General features: G+C 45.3%; 20 protein-coding genes. 11 read left to right on the top strand and 9 right to left on the bottom strand.

What is annotated here, in order from left to right:
• Positions 1 to 22: 22 nt before the first annotated feature.
• Entirely contained in the window at positions 23 to 1,255 is a 1,233-nt protein-coding gene (locus DRW07_RS10385; RefSeq protein WP_124027853.1) for a serine hydrolase domain-containing protein, read from the bottom strand.
• A gap of 31 nt (positions 1,256 to 1,286) precedes the next feature.
• Positions 1,287 to 2,156, bottom strand: a complete 870-nt coding sequence (locus DRW07_RS10380; RefSeq protein ID WP_124027852.1) for an alpha/beta hydrolase — start codon at positions 2,154 to 2,156, stop codon at positions 1,287 to 1,289.
• A gap of 170 nt (positions 2,157 to 2,326) precedes the next feature.
• Here DRW07_RS10380 and DRW07_RS10375 point away from each other — a divergent pair, with 170 nt between their 5' ends.
• Entirely contained in the window at positions 2,327 to 4,384 is a 2,058-nt protein-coding gene (locus DRW07_RS10375; protein ID WP_124027851.1) for a winged helix-turn-helix domain-containing protein, read from the top strand.
• Positions 4,385 to 4,440: 56 nt separating this feature from the next.
• Here DRW07_RS10375 and DRW07_RS10370 read toward each other — a convergent pair whose 3' ends face one another.
• Together DRW07_RS10370 and DRW07_RS10365 are read right to left on the bottom strand one after the other, a co-directional pair.
• On the bottom strand, positions 4,441 to 6,603 hold the full coding sequence (locus tag DRW07_RS10370; RefSeq protein WP_124027850.1) for a prolyl oligopeptidase family serine peptidase: 2,163 nt from the start codon (positions 6,601 to 6,603) through the stop codon (positions 4,441 to 4,443).
• A 52-nt stretch (positions 6,604 to 6,655) separates the two neighbouring features.
• Entirely contained in the window at positions 6,656 to 7,447 is a 792-nt protein-coding gene (locus DRW07_RS10365; RefSeq protein WP_124027849.1) for a hypothetical protein, read from the bottom strand.
• A 20-nt stretch (positions 7,448 to 7,467) separates the two neighbouring features.
• Here DRW07_RS10365 and DRW07_RS10360 point away from each other — a divergent pair, with 20 nt between their 5' ends.
• Positions 7,468 to 7,995 carry an HAD family hydrolase gene (locus DRW07_RS10360; protein ID WP_124027848.1) on the top strand — a complete coding sequence of 176 codons (528 nt, stop codon included), beginning with the start codon at positions 7,468 to 7,470 and terminating at the stop codon, positions 7,993 to 7,995.
• Positions 7,996 to 8,072: 77 nt separating this feature from the next.
• On the opposite strand, the gene DRW07_RS10355 is transcribed toward DRW07_RS10360, so the two are convergent.
• Positions 8,073 to 8,234: a bacteriocin gene (locus DRW07_RS10355; protein ID WP_165870470.1), complete on the bottom strand. Its 162-nt coding sequence runs from the start codon at positions 8,232 to 8,234 to the stop codon at positions 8,073 to 8,075.
• Positions 8,235 to 8,324: 90 nt separating this feature from the next.
• On the opposite strand from DRW07_RS10355, the gene DRW07_RS10350 reads away from it, so the two are divergent.
• Entirely contained in the window at positions 8,325 to 12,155 is a 3,831-nt protein-coding gene (locus tag DRW07_RS10350) for an ATP-binding protein (RefSeq protein WP_124027846.1), read from the top strand.
• 10 nt (positions 12,156 to 12,165) lie between these two features.
• On the opposite strand, the gene DRW07_RS10345 is transcribed toward DRW07_RS10350, so the two are convergent.
• The 4 genes from DRW07_RS10345 to DRW07_RS10335 all read right to left on the bottom strand — a co-directional run bounded on the left by DRW07_RS10345 (position 12,166) and on the right by DRW07_RS10335 (position 16,876).
• A complete protein-coding gene (locus DRW07_RS10345; protein ID WP_124027845.1) occupies positions 12,166 to 12,858 on the bottom strand; it encodes a hypothetical protein in 693 nt (230 codons plus the stop codon).
• Between the two features lie 81 nt (positions 12,859 to 12,939).
• Complete coding sequence (locus DRW07_RS18325; protein ID WP_165870469.1) at positions 12,940 to 13,116, bottom strand: hypothetical protein; 177 nt, start codon at positions 13,114 to 13,116, stop codon at positions 12,940 to 12,942.
• 372 nt (positions 13,117 to 13,488) lie between these two features.
• Entirely contained in the window at positions 13,489 to 15,726 is a 2,238-nt protein-coding gene (locus DRW07_RS10340) for a GspE/PulE family protein (RefSeq protein WP_124028172.1), read from the bottom strand.
• 184 nt (positions 15,727 to 15,910) lie between these two features.
• Positions 15,911 to 16,876, bottom strand: coding sequence for an ion transporter (locus DRW07_RS10335; protein ID WP_124027844.1), 966 nt, complete (start codon positions 16,874 to 16,876; stop codon positions 15,911 to 15,913).
• Positions 16,877 to 17,249: 373 nt separating this feature from the next.
• On the opposite strand from DRW07_RS10335, the gene rpsJ reads away from it, so the two are divergent.
• The 8 genes from rpsJ to rpsC are packed head-to-tail and all read left to right on the top strand — an operon-like array spanning position 17,250 to position 21,322.
• Positions 17,250 to 17,561: a 30S ribosomal protein S10 gene (gene rpsJ / locus DRW07_RS10330; RefSeq protein WP_124027843.1), complete on the top strand. Its 312-nt coding sequence runs from the start codon at positions 17,250 to 17,252 to the stop codon at positions 17,559 to 17,561.
• 18 nt (positions 17,562 to 17,579) lie between these two features.
• Complete coding sequence (gene rplC, locus DRW07_RS10325; RefSeq protein ID WP_124027842.1) at positions 17,580 to 18,218, top strand: 50S ribosomal protein L3; 639 nt, start codon at positions 17,580 to 17,582, stop codon at positions 18,216 to 18,218.
• 17 nt (positions 18,219 to 18,235) lie between these two features.
• The gene (rplD, locus tag DRW07_RS10320) at positions 18,236 to 18,838 is read left to right on the top strand and encodes a 50S ribosomal protein L4 (protein WP_124027841.1); all 603 of its coding nucleotides are present in this window, start codon (positions 18,236 to 18,238) and stop codon (positions 18,836 to 18,838) included.
• Entirely contained in the window at positions 18,835 to 19,134 is a 300-nt protein-coding gene (gene rplW, locus DRW07_RS10315; protein ID WP_124027840.1) for a 50S ribosomal protein L23, read from the top strand. Before rplD ends, rplW begins: the two co-directional genes overlap by 4 nt.
• Positions 19,135 to 19,148: 14 nt before the next feature.
• Positions 19,149 to 19,973, top strand: a complete 825-nt coding sequence (gene rplB / locus DRW07_RS10310; protein ID WP_124027839.1) for a 50S ribosomal protein L2 — start codon at positions 19,149 to 19,151, stop codon at positions 19,971 to 19,973.
• A gap of 15 nt (positions 19,974 to 19,988) precedes the next feature.
• Positions 19,989 to 20,264 (top strand): 30S ribosomal protein S19, encoded by a 276-nt coding sequence (gene rpsS, locus DRW07_RS10305; protein WP_124027838.1) that lies wholly within the window; start codon positions 19,989 to 19,991, stop codon positions 20,262 to 20,264.
• Between the two features lie 11 nt (positions 20,265 to 20,275).
• Entirely contained in the window at positions 20,276 to 20,608 is a 333-nt protein-coding gene (gene rplV / locus DRW07_RS10300; protein ID WP_124027837.1) for a 50S ribosomal protein L22, read from the top strand.
• Between the two features lie 9 nt (positions 20,609 to 20,617).
• Entirely contained in the window at positions 20,618 to 21,322 is a 705-nt protein-coding gene (gene rpsC, locus DRW07_RS10295) for a 30S ribosomal protein S3 (protein ID WP_124027836.1), read from the top strand.
• Positions 21,323 to 21,324 lie beyond the last annotated feature (2 nt).

The following is a 21,324-nucleotide window of genomic DNA, read 5'->3' as shown; positions in this document are numbered from 1 at the left end:
GGTTTTCCTATGTTGCTTATGTCTACCGCCTTGTTGCCTTCACAAAAACAGGAAGAAGATGTTCAGCTATCACTTGTTGAGTGGCATCATTGCGGTGATGTGCAGTGGTGACAATTTGTAAATCAAGTTCATTTATTCGCAGTATATACATGCCGCCACCACCTTGTGCTGATGTTGCATAGTAGTGTTTGCCGTTGAATTCAATATCAGTTACCCACCAGAAGTAGCCGTATCCTTGGTTGCTAACGCTCTTTCCGCCACCGAAGATACTTTCGTCACCAGTTAATACTACTCTATCAATAGTCTGGGAAATAAACGCTGAAGGTATGAGCTGTTCATTGTTCCACACGCCTTTATTTCTGACTAAATGTCCAATTTTGACCATAGCTCTTGACGTAATACTCCACTGATCGGGCAGCCGGCTGGCGCTATTGCGTGACAAGTCATAGTTTTTTATACCCATCTTTGCCATTAACTCGTTCTCAATAAATGCCCAAACTGAACCGGGAACGAGGGCATCAACAACATGCAATACGAGAGACGGGTTATAATTTCCGTAGGAAAATGCCTGGGATGCTGGTGTGACCGGCGCGGTATGTTCAAACAGGTATTGTACAAAAGCCTGTCCTTTTAAATCGGTTCTGGTATTCAAAGCTTCTCTGGCTTCATCACTTATTTGCAGGCCGCCACGCATGGTTAACGCTTTTCGCAGCGTTATAGTTTCAACACCCTCAACAAACTTCTCAGGTTGTAGTTGATCAAAAAAGTGCACGATTGGCTTGTCCAGATCAGACATGCTCAAATAACCCTTCTGAATCGCTCGTCCCAAGGTCAGGCCGATATAGGCTTTACCAGCAGAGGATTGGGGGTGAGGCAAGTCAATGCGTCCTCGCTTGAAATAAGATTCAAATAAGAGCTTTCCGTTTTGCGAGATGAGTAAACTGTCATAACTGCCATGTTGGCCTTCTGCCATCTCTTTTGCGAGCCTAATGACAGCAGATGTATCATTCACATAGTCACTCAGTTTGCCCACCTCAATGCCGTCATCATGCGCCGTGGGTTGAGGGTTAATGTAGGCAGTTTCAAGCTCTGGGATTTCCATGAAACCACGGCCAATGGCAGGCATTTGCCAATGAGTGATTTTCGCTTCTTCAGGTGTGGCTGTTGGTGCTAGTTGCTGGGCAAGGGCAGCCTGACACAGCCCAATAATTAAAAATGACGTAATCCAAAGCGCCTTATTTTTTAAGATTTGCACGATATTTTCCTTATTGATTCTGTTTAAAAAGTCAGTTGCTGCTTAATGTCGATAGCCACTTGATACTGCTTGTGAACGTATCGGGCACGGCAGTGGTATGGTCGGCGTCATTGATAATTTCAAGGCCGGTTAGTGTTCTGGGTGATGGTCCTTTGCGACGAATGATAGAGGCTAATTGTTTGGTTGCATCCATGGCGTTGTGCTCTAACGCGCCTATAGAAAGAAAAACATTGGAGTGATGTGAGGCGTGCTGCTGCGTATGTTGCTTTTCCAATGCATCGAGGTAAGCAATGCTTTTTTCATCGACAGAAGGGCTACCTAGTATGTAGTTATCAAAGGTTTCTGGTTGTGCCAACAATATATAGGCGCCAAATTCTGCGCCCATCGAATAGCCCAGATACGTTTGGTTGGTGGGATCTACGCGAAAGGTTTTAGCCACCAATGGCATAATGTGGTTACGAATAAAGGTGAGGTGCTCTGCGCCTTTTCCAAACTGATACTTCTTTTGTACTTTTGGTTTGTCTGATTCAATAAATGAGTAATCACGAAATCGGCTGGCAAACGCCCTGACGTCCCCATAATCCACGGTCTCGCTCATATTTTGTTGCCAGGATATGCCGACAATGATGACATTGGGCATGATGTAGGTCGTGACACCAGACAATAAATCCATATGCCATTCTGCGTCAGTGGTATAAATAACAGGGTAATGTGAGTCAGTCTTTTTGTGATAATCCTCTGGCAGTTTGATATATAACGCATAGTCGCGGTCGAATTCTTTGTGCTTAATCTTAATGGTTTGCGTTCGGGCTATGTGAAAAGCCGATGCCTCGCTTGCCTTTATTGCTGTAGACGTCATCAATAGTGTTGCCGTACACAAAAGCATGGTTACTGTATTCATTGTTTTGCACCTTGTTCATGCAGTTTACGCTTGCTTGCAATATGCCCATTGCATACCTGACTTACTTGAAAAAAAGCTGACGTTTAGCTGATTTATTCGTATTCAGCTTTTTAAGCCGCTAAAAGAGCGGTAAGCTTTCAGCAGAGTTACCACGGTTACCTTAAGCACATATGGCGCAACAGTTCTGGGTTAATAATTACTACATAGACATAACCCGCAATCAGATACACCACCAAGAGCAAGCTACACATTTGCCGCCGAAAGCTTTAAAGGTGCTAGCGGTTTTGGCGTCCCGCGCCGGTGAAGTGGTGAGCCATGATGAGCTTATGGCCCTGGTTTGGGCCAACAGCGTAGTGGGGCCCAATACGTTGCAACGTGCTATCGCGCAGCTAAGAAAAGCCTTTGGCGACGACAGCAAGCAACAGGCATTCATAAAAACACATGCAAAAAAAGGTTATAGCCTTGAAGCCAATGTGCGCTGGGAAGAGTCAAACGTTGCAGCGTCGCAAACAGAGTCTCTGCCAGATAAAGGTTCTGCTAGGCGGAATTGGCTATTGGCTATACCTATGTTTGTCATGTTGCTGGTGGGGGTTTGGGTTTTCTGGCCTATACCGCAACTGTATGACCAGGTCACGCCATTAACTGCCAGTGATGAGCAGGAGTATAATGCTGCCTATTCCCCTGATGGCAAGTATTTGGTTTTTAATCGTTTTGTTGGTCAATGCGAAAGCCACCTATGGGCAAAAGATCTCAATAACGGTCAAGAGGTACGCTTAAGCACAGAGCCGGGTACTTACGGTCAGGTTAGCTGGTCGACGGATGGCACACAGTTGGCCTTTATAAAACAGTCTACTTGCGCAGATGTGATTGAACAAAACACCCTGTGCTGGCAATTACAAACCTTGGATTTTGCACAGGCATGGAACGGCAATGGACAAAATCAATTGCGTTATGACTGCGCCGACACAGAAACAACACACCCCACATGGATGAACGATGGACGCATCGCCATGCTGTATTATGCCGACGGCGCTCAACGCAGCCCCAATGTGATGATATATGACCCTATAGCTAATCAGGCAAACACGCTTGAGTTAGCCGAGAAAGGTGACATTTATGCCTTAGATTACGCCAGAGAAACAGAGTTGCTTGCTGTGGTGATGTTGTTAGATAGCCATGAGCATCGGTTGCTCACCTTCACGCCAGACGGCGAAATACAATCTCTTGCGACAATTCAGCGAAAGGCCTATCAGTCAGTGTATGACCGTTTTCCAATTCGTTTTACGCCTGATGGCGAGTCCTTTCTTACCGAAGTCAATGGCAGGATTTATCGGCTCGACCTTGAAGGTGAGTTGAACCCAATAAACACTGTATTTCAAAACGACCTGAGTATGCCCAGGCATCACCCAACAGAAAACAAAATAGCAGTGACCCATGGCGTGCAAAATTACGATGTGGGTGTGTTAACCCTCGACAATGATAAAACAACACTCGATTTTTTTGCCCGCTCTACTTCAACCGATATTAATGCCCGATTTCAGCCAGGTGGCGAGTTAATTGCCTATGTGTCATATCGCTCCGGTCATGCACAGATATGGATTGCTGATGGTGATAAAAGTTATCAGCTAACCCAGTTTGAGAATGGCATATATGGCTCCTTATTCAGTTGGTCTCCTGATGGCCGTCGAATAGTGGTAAACCTCAACAATCAACTCGCTGTGGTTAAACTTAACGGTGATTATCAGGTGCTTAACACTATGATTCCTGTGTTTGTACTGATGCCGTGGACACAACACAATCACATGCTGGTAACCTCAACGCAAACGCAAAAAGCGCAACTGTTTCAGGTTGATATGCAAACCGCAGAGGTGAAAGACTTGCAGGTAAGTAACGTGATGTGGGCCGCGTATATCGAAGACGGCACCATTCTGTATGCGGACTATCAAAAGCAATTCTGGTTGCTTTCAGGCGAGGGTAGGAAAGCACTGCCTACAATCAGTAATAAGTTAGTAGGTAAGAATGCACTGTTGGAAGGGAGCTATTTGTACGGTATCGACATGCAAGACCAGCTGTGGCGTTATCAATTAAATACAAATGAGCTGCAACACATTTCAACGATTAATAAAGACATAATGCTGATCAGTGATATAAAAAATGGGCAAATCTTGGCATCGCAATTTGTGGGCGGCCGACGAGAACTGTTGGAACTCAGCCCTGAGGCTAAATAAAAAAAACCGCTGCGCTTATTAAGGCAGCGGTTTTATTTCTTTATTACACGAATAAGTTACAAACGGCTTTCCATGTCGAGCTCTTCTGCAAGGAAAGCCCACATGTCAGCGTATTGTTCTATGGTTTTGGCAGTAGGCGTTCCCGCACCGTGCCCTGCTGCGGACTCAATACGCACCAACACGGGTTCGTCACCCCCTTGTGCGGCCTGAAGGGCTGCAATGTATTTAAAGCTGTGCCCCGGTACTACCCGATCGTCGGTGTCGGCAGTTAGCACCAACACAGCTGGGTACTCAGCGCCCTTTTGAATGTTGTGATAAGGGCTGTAGGCATACAGGGCCTTAAACTCTTCAGGGTTGTCTGAACTTCCAAAGTCGTCAACCCAATAACGGCCAGCGGTGAATAGTTGGAAGCGCAGCATGTCCATAACACCCACTGCAGGTAAAGCCGCTTCAAACAAGTCCGGGCGCTGATTAACGACTGCGCCTACTAACAAGCCACCGTTACTGCCACCCCATACCGCCAGTTTGTCTTTGTTGGTATAGCCTTCTTCAATCAGATACTCACCCGCGGCAATAAAGTCGTCAAACGCATTTTGGCGATTTAACTTAACGGCCGCTTGGTGCCATTCTTTGCCGTATTCACCGCCACCGCGAATGTTAGGCTGGGCATACACACCACCCATCATCATCCACGCCAAGCGGGTTAACGAGAAACGCGGTAATAACGACACGTTAAAGCCACCGTAACCATACAATAAGGTGGGCAGGTCACCATTTGGTTTTACGTCTTTTAAATGACTGATAGTCATGGGCACGCGGGTACCGTCTTTAGAGGTATAGAACACCTGCTTCACAACGAAATCTTCAGGGTTAAACGCTACGTTTGGTGCATTAACCACCTCGGCAGTGCCTGTGCTCAGGTCGTGCTTAAAGGAAGTGTTGGGGTAGTTGAAGCTAGAAAAAGAATAATAGAAGGTATCTGTGCTTTGGCTGGTGGTATAGCTGCCAACCTGACCAATGGTGGGCAGGGCAATGGCGGTCTTTTGGCCCGCTTCATCAAAGGTATACAAGGCTGACTTAGCGTCTTCAATATAGTGCGCCACGATTTGCGTTTTTGTCAGTGCCACATCACCCAAGGTCGCTTCGATTTCAGGAACCACTTCCTGCCATTCGCCACTTAAGTTGTTCAAATCTTTCGCGACTACACGGCCTAAAGACGCATTGTTAGTCGTTTGGAAATAGGCGGTGTCACCACGGCTGCCTAAGAATGTATATTCATAATCAAAGCCTTCTACCAGGTACTCAGGCTGACTGTTTTCGTCCTGTAAGTCTTTTACCAATACTTGATAACGGCTGTCTGTACCTTTCCACACTGTGATCACCAGCCAGCGACCGTTATCAGACGTATTGGCAAAAAAGCCCCAGTCGGGGTGCTCAGCGTTACTGTAAATTTCATTGTCCTGACTTTGCGCGTTACCCAGCTTGTGGTGATAAACCGCTGCATTCATATTTAGACTCTGAAACTTTTCACCTTCTTTAGGCTCAGGAAAGCGCGTGTAGAAAAAGCCCGACTCGTCTTGGTTCCACGACACAGAGCTAAACTTCACCCATTTTACTTCGTCTTCTAAGGTTTCTAAGGTGTTTAAGTCCATTACCTTCCAAGTACGCCAGTCAGAGCCCGCTTCCTGAATGCTGTACGCTAAGTAGTTAGCGTTGGGGCTAACCACCACATCAGACAGCGCTTTGGTGCCATCTTCAGACCAGTTGTTGGGGTTAATCAGTTCAACCGGCTCACCGCCTTTTTCATCCTGCATGTAGAGTACATACTGGTTTTGCAGCCCGTCGTTCTTACGGTAAAACAGCTTGCCGTCCACCAATTCTGGCGTGGTGTATTTCTCGTAATTCCAAATCTCGGTGAGCTTGTCGACAATTGCCTGACGCGTATCTAACGGTTCAAGATAAGCCCGGGTAACGGCATTTTGTGCTTTTACCCAGTTGGCAACGTCTTCTGACTCACGCACATCGTCTTCCAACCAGCGATAAGGGTCGGCTACGCTCACACCGTGATAGTCATCAACCTGATCAACGGTTTTGGTTACCGGGTACACCAGTGAAGTCTTTTCTTCCTTAGGCGCTGGAGCTGGTTCTGGGGCGGGAGCCTGCGTGCAACCCATTAACAGGGTGACTACAGAGGCTGTCGCAAGAATTTGTCGTTTCATTTTTTCCTCGTTAGGTCGTTGTTATCGTGATTATTGTTGTTAGTGTAAAAAGCTATTTTACGATCGATTTTATGCCGCCTTTCTTCATGCCATTCGCAATCAACAGCAGGCCACTCACTATGGCCAACAAGCCAATGGATGACATTAAGATAACAAGCGGGTTATTAAAATCGGAACGCTCGTCGTAGTCCATAATATGCAGCATCCACAAAAAGTCGAACACGCGCCAAATATCACTGCGCACTGCCACGATATTCGCCTCGCTCGCCGACACATAAAAGGTAGTGTGAAAAACGTCATCAAAGGCAATTTGCCACAGGGGGAAAGGCCTACCGCCCGCTTCGGGTGCCTGTTCAGGCTCGGTCAATAAACTTGTATCCGCTAAGGGTGCGTCACCTGTGTAGGCTGCTTGGGCGACTGACTCAGCCTCTGTTTGGCTGATGGGGGGCATAGGCTCACCGGTTAAAGCATTCAGCAAACTTGGCCCCTCTGACGTGATCACCTTGTACACCGGAGTATGTAATACCGAAAACAAGTGAACCGACTGAATTTCGCTGTAGCGCGTAGCCAGTGAAGACACAGGAACAACCCTGTCGGTAGCCAGCATTTTGGGCTTAGCATGCTCAACTAGATGGTTACCGCGCACAATATCAATGGGTACGGCTGTCATATACAGGCCACTGAGCATCCACAACAGCAATTGGGCAAATACCGCGAAAGTGAGAATTTTGTGAAGCTGGCGTATCCGTCGCTGAAAAGTCATAACTGCATAATTCTTTTTTGCCACTAATGTATCACAAATGGTAAAACGCGCTAATCCTGACCGGCTAGGCTGCGTATTCACTTACAGGCACAACAAATAAGATGCAGGTGGACACTTCGTTTATGCTTGATTTAACCAATATCAAAGGTGTTATTTTTGACCTTGATGGCACCTTGGTAGAGTCTTCACTCGACTTTGCCAAAATGCGTGCCGAAATCGGCTGCCCTCCCAATGAAGACATTCTCACCTTTATCGACAATATTGCTTGTCCCGATGAGAAAGCGAAAGCGCAAGACATAGTATTGCAGCAAGAGATGGACGACGCCTACAACGCCAAAATGCTGCCGATTGGAGAGGTAATGTTAAAGCAGGTGGCACAAGCCAAGTTGCCTGTGGGGCTGGTTACCCGCAACTGTAAACAAGCCACCGAGATTAAACTGAGTAATAACCATATTTCAATGGACGTGGTACTCACCCGCGAAGATGCCCCGGCCAAACCCGACCCCACGGCCCTATTACAAATTGCGGAAATGTGGTCGATAGCGCCGGAAAACCTGATATATGTTGGGGATTATATTTATGACCAACAAGCTGCTGACAACGCGGGGATGCGTTGTCAGTTGGTTTGAATATGTAATAATTGTTTATTATTTACACAGTTTTGCTTGCTATGCTAGATTCTTTAAGTGAATTGCAGACAGCGCTGTCATTTTAGGTTCTCTTTTAAATAAGGTGGCCTTTTAGGTTGATCAGGGTATGAACTTGCTTCATATGGAAGAGGCAATACAGGATTAGCAGCTCCACCAACTACTTGTGTCAGCTCTTTTTCAGAGAGTTGTTCTAGATAGTGTCTTTCAGTGTCTTTCACATTTTGCTCCATTTATTAGTTAGAAAGTCATTAATAGTATTGAGCTTTAAGGTCTACGAAGCTTTTCAAAAAAGGACACAGGGACGTAAAATGAAGAAATTAATCAATATTGTCTTGATCTTTATAATTGTTGGCCCATACGCTAGGCCTGCGGGGGCAAATCTAAGCCTTCCGTTTCCCAATTTCCCAAAAATAGATAATCATCCTACCGGTATAGTTTGGTCAATTAAATTAATTGATGACGACCTTATGATTGGTGCTGAAAATGGTTTGTTCAAAATGGTCGGTGCTTATCAAAAGAGAATTATCAGTTGTGAGAGTATGGAAGCAATTGCTTCTGTAACTGATATTCTAGACATTGATAACGACATTGCATTAGTTAACTCATACAGTTCTGGCATTTATGAGTTTGACAAAAGAAAAGGGTGTATCTCAGGCAAGCTAAAACTAGAAATTCAGGACCTACACAGAACATGGGATATTGGGAAAAATAGTAACTACCTTTTTCTTACTACAATAAATAATTTTTACGCTCTCGATCCAATTTCATTGGAAATAATGTTTGATCTTCAAAGCTTAGTTGGTGCTTTTCGTCAGATAACTATTACGTCCATGGCATACAATGAAAACTCCGTGTTCCTAGGAGTTGGTAAAGGTGGTGTTTTAGAAATCAATTTAAAGAATTTCTCTTTACAGACGTATACGATTGAAGAGTATTTCGATGGTGCTTCTGAAATTTTGAGTGTTGCGGCTACGACAACTCATTGGGTTGCTGGCTCAGATTCCGGTTTATACATCTCTAATGTTGAACCAGGTTTTATCAAAGTTCCGGGGAGTTCAGAAATAGGGGGAGTTTTTGAAATTTTGGCGAAGGATGAAGAGGTATTTTTTATTGCAAATGGTATCTATAGCCTAAATCTTCAAAAGGCATCAATTTTTGAGGTGAAAGCGTCTAATTATTTAACAGATAATATTAAGAGCAGTTCATACACTGGACTTGAAGTTGATCGCGAGAGAAATATCTATACTTCAACAGGAAAGACAGGCCTTGTTTTCATTCCTATGCGTTCTGGCTCACTCAGCTACATGTTTGATTTAGACTCTAGTTTCAAAAAAGGCAATGAAGTTTTTTTTGAAGCCAAAAACGGGAATAATTCTATATATTCACTTGGTTCCTCAGATGGACAATCTTATGACTTGGATAATCATAACATTACACAAGTTAAATCATTAACTGGAAAAAAAGTATCAGACGGAACAATAACCTATGATGCTGTCCACAAAGAAATATATAAAGTGGTTAATGGAAAGAATATACCTATCTTTCAGGGGGATATTCTAGATTATTTCAAAAGGAGGGATGCAGATTATTTCACTGTTAGAGGTGTAGGTCTTTTCACTATATCCCATGATGGCGCTGTAAAAGTGCTGACAGAAAACAATCTCATCACCAACAGACATGTTAATTGCCTCATAGAGTATATGAACACCTTGATTCTTTGTTCTGATGGGAATGGATTATTAGTTGTAAACAAAACCACACAAGAATTGAAACGACTCAACTGGTTTAACCCGACGTTCATAAGAGGAGCAGCAGAATTGATGACTCACTCAATTACTGTTTCAACTAACAATGGACTGTATTTAGTAAATTTAAAAGAGGAAACGTCTGCTCAGTTGGCTCAAGAGTTCGGCGTATTTGATTATGATTTTGAATATAACTCAGTTATTAGTCATGAGAATACTACGATAATATTCGGTGATACGCTTGGGTATGTTTTTCAAAATGACTATTTAAGCGACCTATTCTCCTCAGGTTTTCTGTCTCATTCAGTGGTCAAGCTTCAAGCTATGGGGATCTTAAACCCACAGAGCAAAAAAATTGAAAATACTATTAATAGAATAAATTATATAACAAACGAAATGCCCCACTTAATCCTTGCCTCTAATGAGGACCTTTTAAACATGGAATTCTCAGTTTCTGGGCCGTTGGATAGTGACCGAAAGCATTTCGCCTATAGACTAGTCGGCTTTAATTCAAACTGGACAGAATCAAAGTCATCTCTTGAAACTATTAGCATCTCAAATTTGATATTTGGCACCTATGTTTTGGAAGTAAAAGCGGTCGATAAACGATTTGAGATCGAACAACCAATTACGAGATATAAAATAACCGTACTACCACCTTTTTATCTTACCAATGAAGCACTATTCGTCTATGTAGCGCTAATTATCATAGTCTTTTCAATCGGTTTTTATATCTATTTGAGAAATGTATCTGGAGCAAAAGCACATGGGGAAAAGTCAGCAAGGAACAAAGTAGTCGCTCTAAAGGATAACAGTGATTCGTTGCAACGACTTCTTGCTCATAAGCAGTCATTAATGGCCAATATTTCCCATGAAATCAGAACGCCGCTCACATTAGTAACCGAACCCCTAAAAACAATAGTAGACAAACTCAAGGATGAAGATTCTAAGAAGCAGTTTGAGATAGTAAATCGCAATGCAGAGAGGGTCACTTGCCTAGTTGAACAATTATTGGAAATTGAACGCTTAAGCTGTATTAGGGAAATCCCAAGTCACAGTTACGATATCAATTCTACCGCTACCTATGTGGTTGAAAGCTTAAAGCCGCTAGCGGAACAAAAGTGCCAGCACCTCACATTAAAATGCAATGCCAAAGGGAGCATCACGCTTTACCAGGATTCGTTGCAGCAAATTTTCTACAATCTCATCTCTAATGCGGTGAAATATTCGCCAGACACATCTGAAATTGTGGTTAAAGTTTGGAAAGAGAACGACTTTGTTATGCTAAGTGTAAAAGATCAGGGGCCTGGTTTAACGCAAAGCGAAGCTAGGATGATGTTTGGTAAATTTACCCGTTTAGAGAATGCAGAGCATGAAAAGGGTATTGGTTTAGGATTGTCGCTTGTTAAGCAATTGGTCAAAGCTAACTCAGGATTCATCGAAGTTAGCAGTGAGCCCGGGAAAGGTGCTGAATTTAAAGTTATCCTTCCAGCCGTGCTAAAACCAAGCAGCGATACTGAGACGGCTTACGAAAAAGAAAAACAAGATGATTCGTTAAAAAATGATTCTCATGTATACGTTTGCGAACCAGAATTCGAAGAAAACCAACCTATTCTTCTCATAGCAGAAGATAGCGAAGAACTCAGAGAGTTCTTGCATAATCTGTTTAAAAATGAATTTAATTGTTATCTGGTGAAGAATGGCAAAGACGCGATTAATGCTGTCTCACGTTTAATGCCTGATCTGGTCATTACTGATTACAAAATGCCGCTTAAATCAGGCATAGATGTGGCTAAATTTATACGCGCGGACGAAATGCTTACTCATATCCCTGTGTTTATTGTCACAGGTATGAATGACAAGAAATCAATTAAGACTGGCCATGATGCACTAGTCGATGAATACATACTAAAACCATTTAATCGCGATATTCTTTTCAAACAAGTTAAGAATCGTATCGTATTAAACCAAAAAATGCGTGCAGCCATATCTGATTCTATCGACAACGACTGTGGATTTGATTTTATGGAAGGGGTTCCTAAACTTGCCAGAGAAAAGGATCAAAGGTTTTACCTTGGGTTAAGGGCATGCTTTGAAAAATACGCGTGCGATCCCGATTTTAACAGGAGTAAATGTGCTTCAAATCTAAACGTGTGTGAAAGACAACTTAATAGAAAACTGGAGGTAGTAGTGGGCAAGAGCTTCACTGAAACCCTCAAGGCGTACAGAGTGTCGATGGCAAAGGCGAAACTTTTAGAAGGGTTTACAGTGACAGATGTAGCTTACGAATGCGGCTTTAGTAATCCTTCATATTTCAGCACAGTGTTCAAAACGCAAACGGGTTCTTGCCCTAGTGAATTCGTTGCTAAGTCAGAATTAATGCGTGATGCTTAGCAGAGGAACTTCACTGCAACCAACTCACCACCTCACCCATAAATGCAGTCTTAGCCAATACCTCTGTTAATGGCCCCATTGCCATAATGGGGATAAGGCCTACCAGATAGGCGGGGTAAAACCGTTTTTTGTTTATCCCGTCGAACACCATGCCGCCCAATAAAAAACCTAACATTACCGCAGACACAACAATGGCGGCTTCTATTTCCAGTACCAGTGCGATACGGCCGACGCCCGGTGTGCCAATGGATAAGGTGGCGGCAAACATAAGGCGGCGGTGCCAATGGGTTTTATGCCGCATGAATAGGCCTAAGGTTATTAAAAGTCCGAATACGAGAATGTTAAGGGCATCGAGGGCGAGAAAAAATGCAGGCGTGAAAAAAGGCGGCGTGCGGCCTACCATCACCGTGTAGGGCAGAAATACAGCGCCGCTAACTATCATCCATATGGCGAGGCCTGCGCCTATTTTCCCCATTACGCGATGATTAGCGCGTTTGTCTGCATAGATAAAGTAAGTTTGACTGAGGTATAGGCCTAACCAGGCCATGTAGGTGACGGCATGTAGGTGCACCCACCACGGCGCTGAGAAAGTAGAGCGCCCGGTTATGATGAACATCACAAAGCCTGCCACTACGATTGTGGCGAAGGCAATGGCGGTAAAAAAGAAAAAGCGCGCTTCTCTTTGCTCAGCAAGCTCACGCATAGGGTTCTCCGGTTTTTGATTTAACCCTAGTCGAAAAGCGTCAGGTTGCTAGCTTTATTGAGGAATGTATTTACCATCAAATCAGATTTGCCAGTTTCCATCTTGGTTTTGTATTTCAAATAATTGTCGTGCTGAATCGTCTGGATATTGGCTCCATGTGCCTCTAAACGGCGGTTGAGTGCCGTTCTGGTAATACTGAATATAGCCTTCTACCACCATGTCTCCTTGGTTGTTTAGCCCGCCTTCATAGTCAATCACATATCCATGGCGCGGTTTAAAGGAATACTAATACCACTATTAAATTTAATAATTGTACCTGCTGCGCAGCAGTCATTAAGCTTCTTGTTGTCTATTTAGGTGAACAAGGTTGAACATAATGAATGATGCTAATGTACTAACGCCGCAAGCCACAGCGAGCCAGCGGTCGGCTCATCTTGTGGTGACGGTTTGTTTGTTGCTGATATTAAGTGGGATAACCAATATGCCGGCGCATCTTTCTGCGCTATTTACTCAGTTGGTTTTGGTTTTTGGGACCGACACACTCATGCATATGGCATTTTTTAGTGTGCTAGTGACAGGCTTAGCAATACTATCGAAATACCACAATGAGTTATTAAAAGCAGGGCTGGCTTACTCAGCCCCACTCACAATTTGCACTTGGGCAATGTCGGTATCGCCTTTAATCACTTTGTAAATGGCGTCTTGCACCAAGGTACGCATGCCGTCATTCATGGCTTGGTCTTTCATTTTTGACACCGACTCTTCTTTATAGATCAAAGACCGTAACTCTGGCGTCATTCCCAATAATTCGTGTACACCTGTTCGGCCTTTATAGCCGGTGTCGCCACAGGCTTCACAGCCTTTACCGCGGGTGAGCATAAGGGGGGAGGGCAGGTTTAGCTCGTGAATATACTCGTCGCCGTATTGGCGGTGAATAAAGGCGACTTCTTCCGGTGTTGCCTCATATTGCTCTTTACAATTTGGGCAAATGGTACGAATAAGACGCTGAGCCAGTATACCCACACAGGCGTCGGAGAAGTTCACCGGGTCAAGGCCTAAATCGAGCAAACGGGTAATGGTTTCGGGAGCTGAGTTAGTGTGCAACGTAGACAATACCAAGTGACCCGTTAGCGAGGCTTCTATACCCGCGTGCGCGGTTTCTTTATCACGCATCTCACCAATTAGAATGATGTCGGGGTCGGCACGCAAAAAGGCCCTGAGCGCCTGCGCAAAGGTAAAACCAATTTTGGGGCTAACCTGTACCTGTTGAAGGCCTGGCTGGGTAATTTCCACCGGGTCTTCTGCCGTCCAGATCTTTTTATCTGGCGTATTCAAATACCCGAGCACAGCGTGCAGTGTGGTGGTTTTACCCGAACCTGTAGGCCCCACTACCAGCAAGATACCGTGGGGTTTTTTGATCATGCTTTCCAACCGGGTTAGGTTGTTTTCAGCAAGGTTCATTTTTTCAATCGGCATGGCGCCACCAGACGCAAGAATACGCATGACCACGCCTTCACCGGCAACGGTAGGTATGGTTGCTACCCGCACTTCCACTAACTGGCCGCTGGCTTTAAAAGCGAGCTTTCCGTCCTGAGGAATTCGCTTTTCAGCAATATTCAGGTTGGCCATAATTTTAATACGGGCAATAACTGCACTATGGTGCGATGCGGGCACCTGATTGATATCGCGGCACACGCCGTCTATACGCATTCTTACCCGTGTAGGGCCGCTTTTTTCTGGGTCGATGTGAATATCTGAAGCATTGGTGCGCTTTGCGTCATGCAGTATACGACTCACCAAGCGAACAATGGCTGGTGCGTCATCAGACATCTCATCAACGTGGTCGTCTAGTTCTTCATTACTCGTGCCAATTTCGTCGAGAATATCACTCATCTCGCCCATGGCACCGCCACCGCCACCGCCGCCACCGAGGTATTGCAATATGTGGTTAGGCAAGCCCACTGCGATTTCGTACTTGTCGATGCCCAGTGCGCTTTCAATTTCCATTAACAAGCTGGCGTTATTCGGCTCGGCCATTAATACGGTGGGCTTATCGTGAGCGTCGGCAATTACTGCAACATAATTACGCTTTAAATAAGATTCGTTAAGTCGGCTTTCACTTTGATAAGGGTGATACTTGTCGGGCAAATAGCCAATAAAAGGCACTTGATAGTGAATAGACAGCGCGTTGCCGATAACCGGTTCGGCTATGCGAAATTCTGAAATTAAACGCTGCACTATGGTGCGCATATCGTCTGAGCTTTCGAGTAGCTCCGCGACGGCTTTTTCTGACATCGAGCCTGTGTGTACCAGGAAGTCGAGTGGGCCATTAGTGCCGCCAAGTTCATAACGGAATTTGTTACCCAAAATCTGGGTGAGTTCGTGAGCCAGTTCCAAATCTTTCTGGCTGAACCCTTCCAGTTCGTTTTCGCCTTTTTTATTGATGATCTGCATGACGCCCATGAGTACGTCTGCATTCATTATGGGCACACAAAGAATATTGTTCGTTTTGAAGTTATTGTCTTTGTCGAACTTTCGGTTAAACCGAAGGCGAGGATGAATCGATTTTAATAGTTCTTCATTATACGGGTCTGCCACTACCAAAGGGCGTTGCGACAAGCCAACATAGCCGGCAACAGAGAGCGGGCTGATAGGGACCTTAATTTCAACAGTACTTTTGCCCGTTTTGAAACGCGCGACCAAATCCTGATGCTGGCGCCGACGCTGAAAAATACTCATGCGTTCGGCGTCGAGTAGGTTTAGGATCAAAGGCTCAAGTTCGCTGTACGCATCCAGCAAAGAGGCATGGTTCTCAAGAACTTGTGTTACCTGAATCAACAGGTTTTGAGTTGAAGATTCCGTGTTCATCATTACCTAGCGAAATAAGTTACTGTTTGAGTGTATCCTAAAGACAGGATTCATAACAGATTTATGCCCCTAAAGTATAAGCCAGTATGCACTTTTCTGTATATTTACGCTTTCTTACTCGTTTTACCACTGTATTCAATGAACGGTTCAGAATAGCCTGTGACTTTTTGGCAACCTGCTAAGGTTACTCATGACCCTCAACCGACTTGCCACAATGAGGGCAGGTTTTCACTAGTTTAGTGGTGCGTTCCTTTTGAATAAGATTAAACAAGGCTTCTGCATCTTGCCTTTCTAAGCCCAGTGTTTTGCGTAACTTCTCAAGCTCATGGAGTTCCTTTGCGCTTAGCACGCCATCAGCAAACGCTTCTATAACCTTGGCAGAAAATGTGTCTCGACGCTTTCTCAGCTGCTCGGAAAAGCTCGACGCTAAAATGCCGGCGGGCAATGCCACCATGGCCATACTAATGACCGTTATTGTACCACCGAAAAATTTGCCGAGGGGGGTAATGGGCGTCACATCACCATAACCCACTGTGGTCAGGGTAGCCATGGCCCACCACATGGCTTGCGGAATACTGCCGAACTTATCGGGCTGTACTTGATGTTCAATGAGGTATATACCACTGGAGGCAATCACCATAAGCACTACCAACCACAGTAGTGCGGCGGTTAGTACCTTAAATTCACGTCGAAATACGTCGTAAAGCAACTGCATGGCGCCGGAATACCGACCTAGCTTGGCGACCCTTATTAATCGGATAATACGCAGGAAGCGCAAGTCCAAATTGAAGAACAAGCTCAAATAAAAGGGCAGTATCGCCAGCAAATCAATAACGGCCATGGGGCTGGTTGCATAAGAGAGCCGCGCTTTCCACTTTGGTAGGGCAGGGTTTTCGTGCTCAACACTAGACCACACCCGCAATACATACTCGATAGTAAAAATGCCAACAGAGAATACTTCATACGCAAACAGCCACTGGCCATACTGGGCGTCTATGCTATTAACAGTCGAGGCCATGACCGCCAGTACATTGGTAACAATGAGCACGACCAGTAAGAAGTCGACCAGGTCGCCCAGCTTGTCATTACGCTGTTGAGGTTCAAGTAATTCAGATACGCGTTTTCGCGCTGCAAGCCAACCACTCGCCATAGGTTGCTCCCGTGAATTTAGTACGCATTGTGTTTTGTTGTTATACCAATAGGTTGTAGCACGCTAAACCCATAAAGAAAACTTTGTTTTGCTGTTGCTTTTGTCGCCATCCCATGTATAATTCGCGCCCACTTGACCGACTATGTTCAAAGAACAGGTTTGGTGGTTAGAGCTTCATTACCGCTGTTTCACTGCTTTTAGGGGAATGGCCGACGCGTTTGAAATCCGATTTAACGCTGGCGTGTAAGAAACTCGAATAACGGTCCCAATTGGGGACCATCGGTTTACGCGCATCTTTTCATCCATATTTCCATGAGGAAATAAAGGGAGTGAAAAGGTGAATTTTTTTGTTCTTTCGATTGGAGCTTAGTCGATGGCTAATCAAAGAATTCGTATTCGCTTGAAAGCGTTTGATCACAAGTTGATCGATGCTTCTACGGCTGAAATCGTAGAAACTGCGAAACGTACTGGTGCTCAGGTCAGCGGTCCAATTCCTCTGCCGACTCGCAAAGAACGCTATACCGTTCTGATTTCTCCGCACGTTAATAAAGACGCGCGTGATCAATATGAAATCCGTACGCATAAGCGTTTGGTAGACATCATCGAGCCAACTGATAAAACAGTTGATGCCTTGATGCGTTTGGACTTGGCTGCCGGTGTTGATGTTCAAATCAGCCTGGGCTAACAAGAGAGGGTTATAACAATGGCGATTGGTCTAGTCGGTCGTAAAGTGGGTATGACACGTATCTTCACTGAAGATGGTGTATCTATCCCTGTGACTGTTATTGAAGCGACCCCAAACCGTGTTACCCAGTTACGCACTGAGGAAACAGACGGTTATCGCGCTCTTCAGGTAACTGCAGGTACTAAGAAAGCGAACCGCGTTAACAAACCAGATGCTGGGCACTTTGCCAAAGCAGGTGTTGAAGCTGGTCGTGGCTTGTGGGAATTCCGCCTAGAAGACAACGAAGGTGCCGACATTGAAGTAGGCAGTGAAATCACTGTTGAAATCTTCAACGACACCAAAAAGATTGACGTAACTGGTACGTCAAAAGGTAAAGGTTTTGCTGGTGCGATCAAGCGTTGGAACTTCAGTTCACAGCGTATGACTCACGGTAACTCTCTATCTCACCGTGCACCTGGTTCAATTGGTCAGAACCAATCTCCAGGTAAAGTATTCAAAGGCAAGAAAATGGCCGGTCAGCTTGGTAACAAGCAGGTGACTACCCAGTCTTTGGAAGTGGTACGCGTTGACGTAGAAAACAGCCTTATTCTAGTTAAAGGTGCCGTACCTGGCGCAACTGGCAGCGACGTTGTCGTTAAGCCAGCTGTTAAAGCGTAACGTCTTAGGAGTAAGTGATGGAATTGTCAGTAAAAGATGCGAAAGCACTTGAAGTTTCAGAAGCGACCTTTGGACGTGAATTCAACGAAGCGCTGGTTCACCAGGTAGTCGTTGCATACAGTGCAGGTGCTCGTCAGGGTACTAAAGCACAGAAGACACGTTCAGAAGTTCGTGGTGGCGGCAAGAAGCCTTGGCGTCAAAAAGGTACAGGTCGTGCACGTGCTGGTACTATCCGTAGCCCAATTTGGGTTGGCGGTGGTCGCGCATTCGCTGCTAAGCCTCGTAACTTCGAGCAAAAAGTTAACAAGAAGATGTACCGTGGTGCTATCAAAAGCATTCTTTCTGAGTTGGTTCGTCAGGACCGCTTGGTAGTTGTTGAGAGCTTCGGTGTAGATTCACCTAAAACTAAAGAGCTGGTTGGTAAGCTTAATTCACTTGAGCTTCGCGATGTACTTATCGTAACACCAGAAGTAGATGAGAACTTGTTCTTGTCTGCACGCAACTTGTACAAAGTTGACGTTCGTGATGTTGCAGGTATTGACCCAGTAAGTCTAATTGCATTCGAAAAAGTGTTAATCACTGCCGATGCAGTTAAACAACTAGAGGAGGCGTTGTCATGAGAGAAGAACGTCTACTAAAAGTGTTGGTTGCACCTCACGTATCAGAAAAGTCTACTTTGGCTGCTGAGAGCAACAACACAGTTGTATTTAAAGTAGTTAAAGATGCCAATAAAGCGGAAATCAAAGCAGCAGTTGAGAAACTGTTCGAGGTTGAAGTTGAAGGCGTACGCACTGTGAACGTTAAAGGTAAAACTAAGCGTCACGGTATGAACTTCGGTAAGCGCAGCGACTGGAAAAAGGCCTATGTGGTTCTTAAAGAAGGTCAGGACATCGACTTCGTCGGTGGTGCTGAGTAAGAAGGGGATTAGAAATGCCATTATTGAAAGCTAAGCCAACTTCTGCCGGTCGTCGTCACGTAGTACAGGTAACTAACCCTGACCTACACAAAGGCGCACCTTACGCTCCGTTGTTGGAAAAAAACAGCAAGTCTGGCGGTCGTAATAACGGTGGTCGTATCACCGTTCGTCACATTGGTGGTGGTCATAAGCAGCACTACCGTGTTATCGACTTCAAACGCAACAAAGACGGCATCCCAGCCAAAATTGAGCGTCTTGAATACGATCCGAACCGTTCAGCAAACATTGCGTTGGTATTGTACGCAGACGGTGAGCGTCGCTACATCCTTGCACCTAAAGGTGCGAAAGCGGGTGATGCAGTTCAGTCTGGTTCAGATGCACCTATCAAAGCAGGTAATGCTATGCCTATGCGCAACATTCCTGTTGGTACGGTAATTCACGCCATCGAAATGAAGCCTGGTAAAGGTGCACAAATTGCACGCTCTGCCGGTGCTTACGCGCAGATTCTTGCGCGTGAAGGAAACTACGTAACGCTGCGTCTTCGCTCTGGCGAAATGCGCAAGGTATTGTCTGACTGCCGTGCAACTATCGGTGAAGTTGGCAACGCTGAGCACATGCTGCGTTCTTTGGGTAAAGCCGGTGCTACTCGCTGGCGTGGTGTTCGTCCTACTGTTCGTGGTGTTGCCATGAACCCGGTAGATCACCCGCACGGTGGTGGTGAAGGTCGTACTTCTGGTGGTCGTCACCCTGTGACACCTTGGGGCGTACCGACTAAAGGTAAGAAAACCCGTAGCAACAAGCGTACTGATAAACTTATCGTACGTCGTCGTAACAAGTAAAAGCGAGGATTCACCATGCCACGTTCTCTCAAGAAAGGTCCATTTATTGACCTGCACTTGCTGAAGAAGGTAGAGGCTGCAGTGGAAAAAGGCGACAAGAAGCCAATTAAAACTTGGTCTCGTCGTTCTATGATCATCCCAGATATGATTGGGTTGACCATTGCAGTCCATAACGGTCGCCAGCACGTTCCAGTATTCGTTTCTGACGAAATGGTCGGCCATAAATTGGGCGAATTTGCTCCAACACGCACTTATCGCGGCCACGTCGCTGATAAGAAAAGCAAACGTTAAGAGGTAGGAAAATGGAAGCTTTAGCTAAACACCGTTTTGCTCGTACGTCTGCTCAAAAAGCGCGTTTGGTAGCAGATCAAATTCGCGGTCTACACGTCGAAAAAGCCCTTGAGGTTTTAACGTACAGCCCTAAGAAAAGTGCCACTCTAGTGAAGAAAGTTCTAGAGTCTGCCATTGCAAATGCAGAGCACAACGAAGGCGCTGACATCGACGAGTTACGCGTTGCCAAAATCTATGTTGATGAAGGCCCTACAATGAAGCGTATCAAGACACGTGCTAAAGGCCGTGCTGATCGTATCTTCAAGCGTAGCAGCCACATCACTGTAGTTGTAGCAGATAACTAGGAGTAGATAATGGGACAGAAGGTACATCCTACGGGCATACGCCTGGGTATCAGCAAACCATGGACATCTACCTGGTACGCTAATACTGCAGATTATGCTGACAACCTTTATAACGATCATGAAGTTCGTCAGTATCTTACTAAACAACTTAAAAATGCGTCTCTTTCTAAAATTGTTATCGAGCGCCCTGCTAAGAGCATCCGTGTGACTATTCACACTGCACGCCCTGGTGTGGTTATCGGTAAAAAAGGTGAAGACGTTGAAAAGCTACGCAATCACGTATCTAAGATGGCCGGTGTGCCAGCTCAGATCAACATTGCTGAAGTCCGCAAGCCAGAGCTAGACGCTCAATTGGTTGCAGACGGCATTTCAAGCCAGCTTGAGCGCCGTGTTATGTTCCGTCGCGCAATGAAGCGTGCGGTACAAAACGCTATGCGTATTGGTGCTAAAGGTATCAAAGTTGAAGTTAGCGGCCGTTTGGGCGGTGCAGAAATTGCACGTTCTGAATGGTACCGTGAAGGTCGTGTACCACTACACACTTTCCGTGCTGACATCGATTATGCAACCTCTGAAGCATTGACCCAATACGGTATCATTGGTGTTAAAGTTTGGATCTTCAAAGGCGAAGTATTAGGTGGCTTGCCACTACAGCAAGAGCAGCCAGCTCCTGCACAGCCTAAGAAGAAAGGCCGCAACGCTAAGCGAGAGGGCTAATC

Origin of the sequence: Paralteromonas sediminis (genome assembly GCF_003820355.1) — a bacterium.
Classification (GTDB): Bacteria; Pseudomonadota; Gammaproteobacteria; order Enterobacterales; family Alteromonadaceae; genus Alteromonas_F; species Alteromonas_F sediminis.
This window is presented reverse-complemented; position numbering and strand designations above follow the sequence as displayed.